The organism is Rothia sp. HMSC072B03 (assembly GCF_001809565.1).
GTDB lineage: Bacteria > Actinomycetota > Actinomycetes > Actinomycetales > Micrococcaceae > Rothia > Rothia mucilaginosa_A.
In genome coordinates this window covers 308,097-320,851 of record NZ_KV797970.1, presented here as the reverse complement: position 1 = coordinate 320,851, position 12,755 = coordinate 308,097, and the positions used below count along the sequence as shown (strand labels likewise).

Here is a 12,755-nt window from a genome sequence, read left to right as displayed (position 1 = left end):
CGGTGCGTTACGCCAGCGCCGCCATAATCTTCTGCGCAAGCGCCGGGCCGATGCCGGGCACCTGTGTTAGCTCTTCCTCGGTGGCCTGCTTAATCTGCGCCACCGAACCAAAATGCTTCACGAGCGCGGCGCGCTTAACCTCGCCCAGTCCGGGTATCTCGTCCAGGGCGGAGGCGACCATGGCCTTGCCTCGCTTGGAGCGGTGGAAGGTGATGGCGAAGCGGTGCGCCTCATCGCGGATGCGCTGCACCAGGTACAGCGCCTCCGAGGTGCGCGGGAGCACGACCGGGTAGTCGTCATCCGGCAGCCACAGCTCCTCCAGGCGCTTGGCGATTCCGGCCACGTACACATCGGTAATACCCAAATCGCTCAGGGCGGCGGATGCGGCGGCCACCTGGGGCGGACCGCCGTCCACGAGCACGAGGTTCGGCGGGTAGGCAAAGGTCTGCGGCTCGGGGGTGGAGGCGTCAATCTCCCCGGAGCGCGCGGGCGCCTCGGCGCGCTCGGCCCGCTGGGCCAGGTGCCGCTTGAAGCGGCGCGTAATGACGTCGTACATGCTGGCGGTATCGTCGCGTGCGGCGTCCCCGGTGATGCTGTAGGTGCGGTAGGCCTTCTTGGCGGGCATGCCGTCTTCGAAGACCACCATGGAGGCAACCACGTTCGTACCTTGCACGTGCGAAATGTCGTAACATTCGATGCGCAGCAGCGGGTCGGGAAGCTCAAGGGCCGTCTGCAGCTCCACGAGGGAGGCGCTGCGGGTGGTGAGGTCACCGGCGCGCCGGCTCTTGTGCAGGGTGAGGGCCTGGCGGGCGTTTTCGGTGACGGTCTTCATGAGTTCGGCCTTGTCGCCGCGCTGCGGAACGGCGATTTCCACGGGTCCACCGCGCACCTCCGCCAACCAGGAGGCCAGCTGTTCCTTGTTCTCGGGCTCCACCGGCACGAGCACGGAACGTGGAATATCGTAGCTGTTCAGGCTTTCGGTGCCGCTACCCTTCTGGGCGGCCAGGCTGACCGCGATATCGCTGTACACGCGGGTGAGCAGCTGCTCGATGAGCTGCGCGTCGGTGCTGTCGTCCACCTTTTCCACGATCCAGCCGCGCTGGCCTCGGATTCGGCCGCCGCGCACGAAGAACACCTGAACGGATGCCTCGAGGTCGTCCTCGATGTAGGCGAAGAGGTCGGCATCCACGGTCGAGCCGAGCACCACGGCGTTTCGCTCGAAAGCCTTGGTGAGTGCCGCAATGTCATCGCGGAGCACCGCGGCGCGTTCAAAGTCCATCTGGGCGGCGGCTTCCTTCATCTCCTTGGTCAGCCGCTCGATGTACTTCTCGGCGCCTCCACCCATGAAGCGGGTCAGGCCGCGGGCCAGTTCGCGATGGTCTTCGGCGCTGATTTTACCCACGCAGGGCGCCGAGCATTTGTCGATGTAGCCGAGCAGGCAGGGGCGTCCGCTGTTCTTGGCACGCTGGAACACGCCGTTCGTGCAGGTGCGCACCGGGAAGACGGTCAGCAGGGCATCCAGGGTTTCACGGATGGCCCACACCTGCGAGTACGGGCCAAAGTAGCGCACGCCCTTGCGGCGCTCACCGCGGGTGACCATAGCGCGCGGGTACACGTCGTTGACGGTCACAGCCAGGTACGGGTAGGACTTATCGTCACGGAACGCAATGTTGAAGCGCGGCGCGTACTCCTTGATCCAGGTGTACTCCAGGTGCAGGGACTCCATCTCGCTGGCCACCACGGTCCACTCGACGCTGGCGGCGGTGTGCACCATCGCGTAGGTTTTGGGTCGTAGCGTCTCGGGCGAGGCGAAGTAGCTATTGAGGCGGTTGCGCAGATTCTTGGCCTTGCCCACGTAGATGACGCGCCCGTCGGCGTCACGGAACCGGTAGACGCCCGGGTCGGTGGGAATTTCTCCGGGGGCCGGACGGTAGCTGGAGGGCTCTGCCATGGGTGCTTTCTCCTCGGGCGCGGGCGGACATACGACAAACCGCGCATCCTACGCCGACCCCGCGTGCGGGCCCATGCGTGGATGCGCGGTTTAAGTCTACGCGGTGCGCGCCGGAAGAAGGTTTAGCCGGCGTCGCGTGCGGCTGAGGGCGAAACGTTGTACTCGTTCTTTCGCGCCTGGCCGGACAGCTGGGCGATCTCATCCATGATCGTGTCGGTGGTGGCGCGGCGCTGCTTGCCGCTCATCTTCTCGCCGGTCTTCTCAAAGTAGAGCGGCTTGCCCACGCGAATCGTGAAGCGGCGCGGGTAAATCATGTTCGAGCCGGGCTTCTGCAGGCGGTCGGTACCGATCAGGCCGACGGGCACGACGGGTGCACCGGTCATGTGTGCCAGCCAGGCCACGCCAATCTTGCCGCGGTAGAGGTAGCCGTCGCGGGAGCGGGTGCCCTCGGGGTAGATACCGAAGACCTTGCCCTCGTTCAGCTTCTCCAGGGCGATATCGAGGGCCTTGAGCGATTCGGAACGGTCGGAGCGGTTGACGGGGATGATGTCCACGGCCTCGAAGAAGGCCTTCATCATCTTGCCGCGCGGGCCGGGGGTGTTCACGTATTCGGCCTTGGCGAGGAACGCCACGCGGCGGGGCATCATGGCGGAAATAATGATGGAGTCCAGGAAGGAGAGGTGGTTGGAGGCGACAATCACCGGGCCGGTGGCGGGGAAGTTCTCGAGACCGGTCACGCGGGCGCGGAAAACGGTGCGCAGAATTCCGGTGACTGCTTTCTGGGATGCCTGATAAATCTTCATGTGAACTCCTGGAGGCTGTACCGACGGTGGGCGACGGGCCGGCGGTGGGGTGCGCGGTGCAGAGGGAGGCTACTCCCCCGCTGCGCGTATGTACCGTGTTAGATAAGGGGCGCTGGCGTCCGCTACCGATTTCATTATTCCATACCCCGGGCCGCTCGTAGCTCCGTTCCTCCCGGGTTTATCGGGGGCCGGTCGAACGGGGTTCAGGAGGGTTCCTTCGGCGGCGCTTTGCGGCGGGTGCATCGGGCTTTTGCGGGAATAATGCGTTTACCGCCGGTTGATATTTAAGGTTGCGGCATATAAGCCTTTCCTTTGTTTTTGCCACGAAGTGAATTTTGGTAGGGTAGAGGTAGGGTAGACACGAGGAACAACAACGGAATGTACGGGCGCTGTCGCCCCGGGAGTATCCTCCCCGAGTGACCTCGGCGTCACATTGAGACACCTCGTCACCAAAGTTTTATAAATGCGCATTTAATATGCAAAAATAGGGTAAGGGTGGGCTGTCGCACCTCCCTCTCCGGACGATTCGCTACCCAGTGAGCCGCCCTCCAGCGGATGTGCGTCGGTCCCATTCGAACCGCAAATCCACGCACACTGGAGACATATCACTATGGCTACAAAACCCGTCTCGCGTGCTGAGGCAGCTAAGATTGCCCGCCGCACAGACACGGTCGGTGCCTATGCCGGTAAGGGCTGGGTACAGGCTGTTGCGTTTGTGATGCTCCTGGGCTTCACCATCATGGCAGTCCTCGCAATGCGCACTTACGCACTCTCCATGCCGATGCCCGACAAGATTGTCGGCAACGACGGCAAAGTAATCGCAACCCAGGAACAGATCCTGCATGGTCAGGAACTCTTCCAGGCACGCGGCCTGCAGCAGTACGGAACCGTCCTCGGCCACGGTGCCTACCTCGGCCCCGACTACACTGCAGAGTACCTGCGCCTGACCACCGATGCCGCCATCAAGGAGTATCGTGAGCAGGGCAAGCAGGACCCCCGCGAACTCGTCAAGAACGAGTGGCGCAAGGAGAACAAGTACGATGAGCAGACCAAGACCCTGACCTGGTCCGCTGGTGAGACCAAGGGTTTCCAGCTCATGCTCAAGCACTACAGCGACACCCTGATGAAGGGCGACACCTCGCAGGGTCTGTTCCCCGACGCCATTAAGAACGACGAAGAACTGCACGACCTCGTCGCATTCTTCGGCTGGACCGCATGGGCATCGGCAGCAGATCGCCCCGATCAGCCCTACTCCTACACCAACAACTGGCCCTCCGAGCCGAACGTTGACAACAAGCCCACCGCGGACCTCATGGTCTGGTCGGCCCTGTCCCTGATCACCCTCATCGGTGGTACGGGTCTGATGTTCGCCATCTACGGCCGCTGGTCCCGTTCCATCGGTTGGCACGCTGAAGAGGCGCCCGTCCTCGACTTCCGCCAGCCCGACGAAGTTCGCCTGACCCCCTCGCAGAAGGCAGCCTGCCTGCTCTTCGCAACCATCCTGGTGCTCTTCCTCCTGCAGGCTCTGGTGGGTGCGCTCACCGAGCACTACCGTGAAGAACTCACCGGCTTCTTCGGAATCGATATGGGCCAGCTGCTGCCCTACACGGTATCCCGAACCTGGCACCTGCAGCTCTCCCTCTTCTGGACCGCAGGCGCGTTCCTGGCGGGCGGTATCTTCATCGCCCCGCTGATTACCCGCCGCGAACCCAAGAAGCAGGGTCTGCTCACCTACGTTCTCATCGGTGCCGTGGTCTTCGTGGTGCTCGGCTCGCTGCTGAACGAATGGTTCTCGCAGAAGGGTCTGGTCCCCACCAACTCGATCTTCTCGCAGCAGTGGGAGTTCCTGGATCTGCCGCGATTCTTCCAGATTCTGCTCATCGTGGGCATGTTCATCTGGATTGTGATCGTCGCACGAACCCTCACCGCCCGTCTGAAGGGCTCTAAGAAGACCTCCCTCCCCTGGCTGTTCCTTTTCTCGGGCCTGGCCATCCCCATGTTCTACGCGGTCGGCCTTCTCGCCGGCCAGCGCACTCACGTGTCGGTCGCCGAGTTCTGGCGCTTCTGGGTGGTTCACCTCTGGGTGGAGGACTTCCTCGAGCTGTTCACCACCGTGATGGTGGCGTACATCTTCGTGCTCCTCGGCGTTGTCCGCGAGCGCATCGCTATCTCCATCATCATGATGGACGCCGTGCTCTACTCCGTCGGTGGCGTGGTCGGTACCCTGCACCACACCTACTTCGTCGGTACCCCCTCCGAGCAGATGGCATTCGGTGCGTTCTTCTCCGCAGCTGAGGTTATCCCGCTGACCTTCCTGACCGTTGAGGCATGGGGCTTCATGCAGCTGGGTGCTCGCCAGTACTCCAACCGCACCAAGCCCTTCCCGCACCGCTGGGCCGTGATGTTCCTGATCGCCGTGGGCTTCTGGAACTTCCTCGGTGCAGGCGTATTCGGCTTCCTCATCAACCTGCCGATCGTGTCCTACTTCGAAATCGGTACCGCACTGACCGCAAACCACGCACACGCCTCCATGATGGGTGTGTACGGTATGCTCGCAATCGCGTTCGCGGTCTTCGGTCTGCGCTACCTGGTTCCCGAGAACAAGTGGCCTGAGAAGGGCCTGAAGTTCTCCTTCTGGACCCTGAACATCGGTCTGCTGTGGATGTCCTTCATCTCGCTACTGCCGCTGGGTATCGCTCAGCTGTACAAGTCCGTTGGTGAAGGCTACTACGAGGCTCGTTCCTTCGCGTTCATCCACGACGGCGCTTCCGCCGTGATGGGTTGGATGCGTATGCCCGGTGACGTCATCTTCCTGGTCGGCATCTTCCCGCTGATCAAGCTGGCTTGGCTGGGTATCAAGGAGATCTTCTCCAAGAACTCCAAGGAGACCGTCCTCGAGCTGCCCGAGCCCCCGCTGTACGAGGTGGTTGACGACGCTCGTATCGCCGAGTTCGCCGGCGCCAAGGCTGCTGAGGAGCTGCCCGAGCAGACCAGCCCCTACCGTAGCGATCGTCGAGGCTAACCATGCCCGAGCAGATTGCTGGAGTATCTTTCTTCGTGTGGCTGGCCTGCGTGTACGCGCTCGGCCTGGTCGCCGTGGGGTGGTGCTTCGATATTCTCGCTAAGCGCACCAGCCAGCGTGTCGTGGCGGCGCGAACCTTCGGGTTCACCTACCACGAAGAGAGCGATGCGTGGCTCTGCCCCGAAGACCAGTGGCTGTGGGCCACGGCCTTCGACTCGGACAACCGCGTCATGCGCTACCGCGCTAAGCCCAGCGTGTGCAACACCTGCCCGATTAAGGACAGCTGCACCGTCTCGGCAAACGGCCGCGAACTCACCCGCGAGGTGGACGAGTGGCCCTACTCCGAGTCGGGACGATTCCACCGCGGCCTGGCCGTGGCGGTCTCCCTGCTGGGCGTTGTGGTCATGATTGGTGCGGCCATCGTGTGGCACTCTCCCCTGGAGCTTCTGGTGGAGGCAGCCGCAGTGGTGGTCGTCCTATCGCTGACCTACCCGCTGGCGATTAAGCTCATGCGCTCCCCCGCCAACTTCGAGGGCGACCCGAAGCATATTCACGCATCCACCGCCGAAGAGTCGATGAACGTGAAGATGGATCGCTTCGCCGCGAAGTGGGGTGGCGTCTCGAACGAGCGTAAGCGCCGTACCGAGCAGGCCCGCAAGCAGATGATTGCGGATGCATCCCTGCCGGTTCGCACCTCGGTCCTCGACCCGGATCGTCCCGCCTGGAGCGGTACCGGTGCCTCGGTTAAGCGACTGCACAAGACCACGAACGAGGTCTTGCAGGAGCAGAACCTGGCCGAAGTTGAGGCCGCCGAGAAGCTGGCGAAGAAGTAGCAATGCTGATGGTCCCTCCGTCCCGGCGTTCCCCCGCCGGGGCGGAGGCCCATTGCGCATCACCCCCCCTGAACTTCCCCACCGGAAGGACCGCCGCGAGCACCACGTGCCGCTGACAAACTTTCCGAACACACCCTCCCGTCGAGTCTGTACGAGGCGCAGTCGATGGGTGCACATGCCCCGAATGAACCATCCCGAATAGATGTGAAGGAAACCCATGGATCCCGTCACCCTGGCAACAATCCTCATCCCAGTTGCCGTTATTGTTCTTTTTATTCTGATTCGTATGTTCCGCGTGATCCCCGAATATGAACGCGGTATCTCCTTCCGTTTCGGCCACCTGCGTTCCGAGCTGAAGCCCGGCCTGAACGTGGTCTTCCCCCTCGTCGACTCCCTGCAACGCGTTGACATGCGTGTCATCACCCTGACCATTCCCCCGCAGGAAGTCATCACCAAGGACAACGTTCCCGCCCGCGTGAACGCCGTTGTCCTCTTCCGCGTGACCAACGCCAAGAACGCTGTGCTTGAGGTCGAGAACTACCCGATCGCCACCAGCCAGATCGCCCAGACCACCCTGCGTTCCCTGCTGGGTCGTGTTGACCTGGACACCCTGCTCGCACACCGCGAGGACCTGAACGAGGACCTGCGCTCCATCATCGGCTCCCGCACCGAGCACTGGGGCATCCAGGTTGAGCTCGTCGAGATTAAGGACGTTGAGATTCCCGAGGCCATGCAGCGCGCCATGGCCCGTGAGGCTGAGGCCGAGCGTGAGCGTCGCGCAAAGATCATTTCGGCACGCGGTGAGCTTGAGGCTTCGAGCGAGCTGAAGGAAGCATCCGACATTCTGAGCCAGTCCCCCGCTTCCCTGCAGCTGCGTTACCTGCAGACCCTGCTGGAGCTGGGCGCCGACCAGAACTCGACCGTGGTCTTCCCGCTGCCCATGGACGTGATCGGCCCCCTCGTGGGTGCGCTCAAGGGCGAAAGCAAGTAAGCTACTCCCCCTAAGCTAAAAACCGAATAGTACGCAGGCCCCGAGCAGATAGCTGCTCGGGGCCTGCGCTTTAACGGCGGCCGGCCCGCGGGGCTCCTCCCCCCGATCCGCTAACCGCCGCCGTCCATGCCGTAGCATGGAACCAGAAGGCCCCCGCCGGCTGGGTCTTCAGACCTACCACCGACAGATGAGGGCGGTCACATGCTTCACCACCTCCGCGAGACTCTTAGACGTATTCCCGCGCCTCGCCGCTACGGGCGCATCATGGCGCTACTCCTCGCTTCCCTGGGCGGCGCGGTAGACGTCTTCTCGCACATGCGCTACGAGGCCCTCGTCGCCACACAGACCGGTAACTTTATTCTGCTCATCGCCGACTTGCACCGCGATACTCCCCACGCGGTGCACCTGCGCTGGTTCTCCGTCATCTTCTTCAGCTGCGGATACCTGGGAGGGCATCTTATCCATGATCTGCTGGGGCAGCGGGCCCGGATGCGGCACTGGCGCATCGGCACGCTCCTGCCGTTCCTGCTGGTATGCTTCGCGGTACCCTTCATGGATAGAACTCTGAGCAATAGCTTTCAGGTGGGCGCGCTGGCCTTTACGGTAGGCCTGATGATCCACGCCCTCGCGGACACGCGCATTGGCGAAAATCCCTTCTCGCTCTTTATGACCAGCGGCAACTGGCGCAAAATGCTCAGCGCCTGGTACGCCGCCGGTTCCCTGTACCTCCCGCGGAAAACCCCCGATAGAGCGTCAAAAGATGAGGCGAAGGCGCGACGCCGCGCGGCTCTACTCAAAGCGCTCGACTACTCGCTCGTGGTCATCTCCTTTATAGCCGGAGTGCTTCTCATGGCCCTTGTGTACCGATGGACCGGTGTATTCTCCATCTGGCTGGCCGCGCTGGTGGCCGGCACGGCGTTCTGCTTCGGCTATCAGGCGGAGAAGAAGGAATCCCGCGCGGAGGGGAACGGCTAGGTTCTCCGCGGCTGGTCCCGACTGCCGGTCCCGACTGCCGACCTCAACGGCGGCCACGGGTTTCACGCAACACCGGCCCGCGCTTTAAACACGTAGTGCCCGGCACCGCATCGCACGGTGCCGGGCACTACTGTTGCCGGGAGCTGGGCGTACTCTACGAGGCGCGCTCGCGGGGTCTGGTACATTCTTGCCCCCGGGAGCCCCGGCGGGTTTAGGTCAGGGCGAAAATCTCTGCCGGTGAACCCTCCGCAATGATCCTGCCCTCGTGCAGCAGGACCGCGCGGTCAGCCAGCGAGGCGATACGCGCATCGTGCGAAATGATCAGCACCGCACGGTTCGCCAGCACCGCACGCAAGGACTCGGTTGCGTCCGCGAGTTCCAGCTGAGTGGTGGATTCGTCCAGAATCACGGCGTGCGGGTCAGCAAGCACAATACGTGCCAGTGCCAGCTGCTGAATCTGATCGCGAGTCAGAGGCGAATCCGCGCCGCTCACGACAGTATCCATGCCCTGCGGCAGGTCGCGCCACCAGCGGGCACCGATAGCGTCCAGTGCCTCGCGCATCTGCTCGACGGTTGCATCCGGCACGACCACCGTGAAGTTATCGGCGAGAGTACCGAAGAAGACGTGCGCTTCCTGGGTGCAGACCAGCAGGCGCGGGCGGCCATCGGCGGCGGCGTCGGTCGGGAAGTCGCCGTGACCGACCGGGCGACCCATCACGGTGATGGTGCCGTCCAGGGCGGTCAGCGAACCACCAATCAGGCGAGCCATGGTGGTCTTACCCGAACCGGAACGACCCACCAGGGCGAGCGCCTCACCGCGGCGAATCTTCAGGTTGATGCCTTCAAGCACCAGGGCGTCCGGCGAGTAGCCGTAGGAGACGTCGGTGCAGTCAATGGCGTACTCCGGGTTCTTCACGGCTTCATCCGACACCTTGGAGAAGGCCTCGGCCCGGTGCTGTGCGCGCTCCTCACGCTGCTTCTTCGCCAGGGAGACCACACCGAACACACGGCCCATGTTCACGAGCATGATGCGCAGGCTGCTGACGTGGTGGTTCAGCATGTCGGCGAGGGTTCGCAGGCTGAAGACCATGACCGAGGCGGTTGCCACGGCGCCCCAGCTTGCCCAGCCGAGAGCCACGCAGGCGGCGCCCCAGAGCATGCACAGAATCGTGGGAATCCATGCGTTGATGGCATCCACGGTGAAGTACAGCTGACGGATGCGCACCATGCCCAGCTGCGCGGCGAACTGGCGCTTGTTCTCACCGGCGAAGGCATCTTCGCGGGCGGCGTGAACGCCCAGCTCACGAATCGTGGAGGTGCCGCGAATGTTCTCGGTCAGCACGCTGTTGAGGTCGCTCACGCGCTCCTGGGCGGTCTGGTTGCGTGCCGCCATGAGCGGCAGCATCTTCGACATGATGAGGGCAAGACCGGCAATCATGGGCAGCATAATCAGACCCATTGCGGGGCTCACAAACGCCAGGGAGATCGTGGAAACCAGGAAGTACAGGACCACGTAGATTGCGCCGAGAAGGTCTGTGCTGACAGCGTTTGCTGCCGAGGACAGGTCGTCGGTCACGCGGGTGAGCAGGTCGCCGCTGCCGGCTTCTTCCACGGTGCGTGCGTCCAGGTCGAGGGTGCCGTCGAGGGTGTCCTGGTTGGCGTCACGGGTGACGAGCGCACCCAGTCGGGCCGCACTGTACGAGGAGACCATGAGGGTTATCGCCTGCACGATGAACGCCGCCAGGATAATCAGAATCGGCTGCCACGGGTAGCTGGCGAACTTGCCCGCCACCACGTCGTCCACGGTGGCACCAATCTGCAGGGGCACCACCGCACCCATGAGGGTGCTGACCATGTAGATGACGAAGGTGTAGAGGGCTCGCCCCTTATGCGCCGCGAGGTAGTTCCACATGCGGCGTGCCACGTAGGCGGGGCTTTCGATGGGGAGCTGCTTTGCCATGCTAGTTCACCTCCTGATTCTGAGTGGTTGCGGGGGTTTCTGCCTGAGCGACGGGGTAGCCGTCGCGTTCCATGCGGCGGGTCGTCTCCGCGGTCGTGGAGACAACGTAGACCTGCTCCAAATCCTGTAGCAGGCCGGGGTAGCCGACGGGCAGGCGGTCGCTACCGATCTGGGTTTCCATCGCATCGTAGATGTAGCGCTGGCTGGGTTCGTCCACGGAGTTCAGCGGCTCGGTCAGGATGAGCACCTGCGCGTCCTGTGCGAGTGCGCGGGCGAGCGCCAGACGCTGACGCTGACCACCGGAGAGGTTCGCGCCTTCGCTGGTGATGCGGGCGGCGAAGTAGTCTTCGGGGTTGCGTCCGCCCAATCGGTAGGCGATTTCGCGGGAGTCGGTAATCTTCAGCAGTTCCTCGTCCTTTGCCTGTGCCAGCTCCTCGTCGGGGTTCGGCACGGTGCCCAAGCGCAGGTGCTCCTGCAGGGTTCCAGCGAAAATCATGGGGTTCGGTTCGCTCAGCAGCACTCGGCGGCCGGAGGCGTCCTTGAGGTCCTCTCCCCCGCGGCGTAGGGTGCGGGCAAGCGCCTCGGCATAGTCTTGCGCGGTGAGGTTGTAGTCGCGCGGGTTGACGTACACGATGCGCGGGTTGCTTGCACCGGCGGGGGCGACGGGTACGGGCACCTCGAGGGTGCTAGCCTCGACTGCCTGTTCGGCGCGTGCCAGCTGCGCCATTTCTTCGTCGGTGCGCGGGCTCTTCAGCACGCCCTGGCGCACGCCCGCGTGACCTTCGAGGCGGGCGACCTTGGCGAGCGCAATTTTGGCGTAGCGCCATTCCGTCAGGAAGTTCTGGGTAATCCAGATGGGGCCACCCATCATCGCGATAATGGAGGCGACGGTCACCAGGGACGCGGCGGGCGTGTCGGATACCCAGCGGCCGTTTTCGACGTGGCCGGTGAGGGCGAATCCGATGCCGAGCAGGGTCACGGCACCGCCGAGTAGCGCGCGGATGAGGAACATCCAGCGGTGCGTCTTTTCGTAGCGCATGTAGCTGTCGAAGACTTCGTCGGTGCCGCGGTGGTAGCGTTCACGCATCTGTTCTTCGGCGCCGAGGCCGGCGATGGTGCGCAGACCGGTGGCGATGTCGGAGGCGCGTGAGGAGGCTTCGCCGTCCTTCTCGCGGTATTCGCCAATCTTGGATTCGAGGAAGGACGAGTACCAGGCGATGACGCCGACCACGATGAGCGTACCAATGAGGGTGACAATCGCGGTGACGGGGTTGATCAGCCAGAGCTGCACGGCACCGAGGGTCGCGATAATCATGGCGTTAACGAACAGCGGTAGGGAGAAGTAGACGTTGGTAACACGTCGTACGTCTTTGTTCATGACGGTGACTGCTTCACCCGCATCAACGCTTGTGCGGGTGCGTCCCATGAGTCGGTTGATGTAGACGCGCCAGTCGCGGCCGAGTTCTGCGCTGAGGGTCATGGAGGGGCCCCATCCGAAGAACTCGTTGATCACGATGAAGGTGATGGCTGCGACGACCACCCAGAACATGGGCCAGGCGTCGGGGGCTTTTCCGGCGATGTGCTGGTTAATGAATTGGCCCACCATGACGGGAATCAGGATTGCGCCGATACCCGCGGTAGTTTCTCCGAGGACGGGGATTGCCCAGCGGTGCCAGGGGTATTTGTGTCCGGGTGCGGTGACTCGCAGGGCGAGGCGCTTTTTGAGGGCTTCCTCTTCCGCCTTGCGTTGTTCGCTACCGGTTACTTCCTGTGCAGCTTTTTTCTGCGCAGTTTTTTTCTGAGCGGCTTTTTCCTGCGTGGTTTTGTTATGCATGGATTCTTCATGCGTAGCTTCTTCGCGCGCAGCGTTTTCTTGTGCCTTGTCAGCGTTGTATTCAGTCATTCAACGTCTCTCCTTTCTCTTACCCTATTCCTTTATCAATGTGGCACGCAACACTATGAGTGTATTAGATGGGCGTGTCGTCATTTATGCAACGTATTTTGGGGCGTGCATCAGCCGCTCAATATGCACCGGCATCCATCGGTGGAATCTGCATCTACGCGGTAATCTATGCGGCATGGAGGCCTACGTTTTCGACCTCCTGAGCACCAGGTTTTTGCACCACTGCACTTTTAGTGCTTTGTTCTACACTACACGAATTTGGGGAATTCCCGCGTTAGCGCGGCACCGCGCCCCGTGAACACCCCGTAATCACCCCG

General features: G+C 62.8%; 8 protein-coding genes. 4 read left to right on the top strand and 4 right to left on the bottom strand.

Annotated features, from left to right (window positions below; translation table 11 throughout):
* Positions 1 to 7: 7 nt before the first annotated feature.
* Both uvrC and HMPREF2630_RS07910 read right to left on the bottom strand, forming a co-directional pair.
* Positions 8 to 1,951, bottom strand: a complete 1,944-nt coding sequence (gene uvrC, locus HMPREF2630_RS07915) for an excinuclease ABC subunit UvrC (RefSeq protein ID WP_049342847.1) — start codon at positions 1,949 to 1,951, stop codon at positions 8 to 10.
* 122 nt (positions 1,952 to 2,073) lie between these two features.
* On the bottom strand, positions 2,074 to 2,754 hold the full coding sequence (locus HMPREF2630_RS07910) for a lysophospholipid acyltransferase family protein (protein WP_049342848.1): 681 nt from the start codon (positions 2,752 to 2,754) through the stop codon (positions 2,074 to 2,076).
* Positions 2,755 to 3,364: 610 nt separating this feature from the next.
* Between HMPREF2630_RS07910 and HMPREF2630_RS07905 the strand changes: the two genes are divergently transcribed.
* From HMPREF2630_RS07905 to HMPREF2630_RS07890, 4 genes are all read left to right on the top strand, one after another.
* Entirely contained in the window at positions 3,365 to 5,776 is a 2,412-nt protein-coding gene (locus HMPREF2630_RS07905) for a nitric-oxide reductase large subunit (protein WP_049342849.1), read from the top strand.
* A gap of 2 nt (positions 5,777 to 5,778) precedes the next feature.
* On the top strand, positions 5,779 to 6,609 hold the full coding sequence (locus tag HMPREF2630_RS07900; RefSeq protein WP_049334115.1) for a transposase: 831 nt from the start codon (positions 5,779 to 5,781) through the stop codon (positions 6,607 to 6,609).
* 217 nt (positions 6,610 to 6,826) lie between these two features.
* The gene (locus tag HMPREF2630_RS07895) at positions 6,827 to 7,600 is read left to right on the top strand and encodes a slipin family protein (protein ID WP_049334114.1); all 774 of its coding nucleotides are present in this window, start codon (positions 6,827 to 6,829) and stop codon (positions 7,598 to 7,600) included.
* Positions 7,601 to 7,801: 201 nt separating this feature from the next.
* Complete coding sequence (locus HMPREF2630_RS07890; RefSeq protein ID WP_070484305.1) at positions 7,802 to 8,575, top strand: YoaK family protein; 774 nt, start codon at positions 7,802 to 7,804, stop codon at positions 8,573 to 8,575.
* 211 nt (positions 8,576 to 8,786) lie between these two features.
* On the opposite strand, the gene HMPREF2630_RS07885 is transcribed toward HMPREF2630_RS07890, so the two are convergent.
* Both HMPREF2630_RS07885 and HMPREF2630_RS07880 read right to left on the bottom strand, forming a co-directional pair.
* Positions 8,787 to 10,535: an ABC transporter ATP-binding protein gene (locus tag HMPREF2630_RS07885; protein ID WP_070484302.1), complete on the bottom strand. Its 1,749-nt coding sequence runs from the start codon at positions 10,533 to 10,535 to the stop codon at positions 8,787 to 8,789.
* 1 nt (position 10,536) lies between these two features.
* Positions 10,537 to 12,438, bottom strand: coding sequence for an ABC transporter transmembrane domain-containing protein (locus HMPREF2630_RS07880; protein ID WP_070484299.1), 1,902 nt, complete (start codon positions 12,436 to 12,438; stop codon positions 10,537 to 10,539).
* Positions 12,439 to 12,755 lie beyond the last annotated feature (317 nt).

Excerpts from the sequence above, each read along its gene's own strand:
- uvrC (WP_049342847.1), bottom strand. The coding sequence starts at position 1,951 with ATGGCAGAGCCCTCCAGCTACCGTCCGGCCCCCGGAGAAATTCCCACC.
- HMPREF2630_RS07910 (WP_049342848.1), bottom strand. The coding sequence starts at position 2,754 with ATGAAGATTTATCAGGCATCCCAGAAAGCAGTCACCGGAATTCTGCGC.
- HMPREF2630_RS07905 (WP_049342849.1), top strand. The coding sequence starts at position 3,365 with ATGGCTACAAAACCCGTCTCGCGTGCTGAGGCAGCTAAGATTGCCCGC.
- HMPREF2630_RS07900 (WP_049334115.1), top strand. The coding sequence starts at position 5,779 with ATGCCCGAGCAGATTGCTGGAGTATCTTTCTTCGTGTGGCTGGCCTGC.
- HMPREF2630_RS07895 (WP_049334114.1), top strand. The coding sequence starts at position 6,827 with ATGGATCCCGTCACCCTGGCAACAATCCTCATCCCAGTTGCCGTTATT.
- HMPREF2630_RS07890 (WP_070484305.1), top strand. The coding sequence starts at position 7,802 with ATGCTTCACCACCTCCGCGAGACTCTTAGACGTATTCCCGCGCCTCGC.
- HMPREF2630_RS07885 (WP_070484302.1), bottom strand. The coding sequence starts at position 10,535 with ATGGCAAAGCAGCTCCCCATCGAAAGCCCCGCCTACGTGGCACGCCGC.
- HMPREF2630_RS07880 (WP_070484299.1), bottom strand. The coding sequence starts at position 12,438 with ATGACTGAATACAACGCTGACAAGGCACAAGAAAACGCTGCGCGCGAA.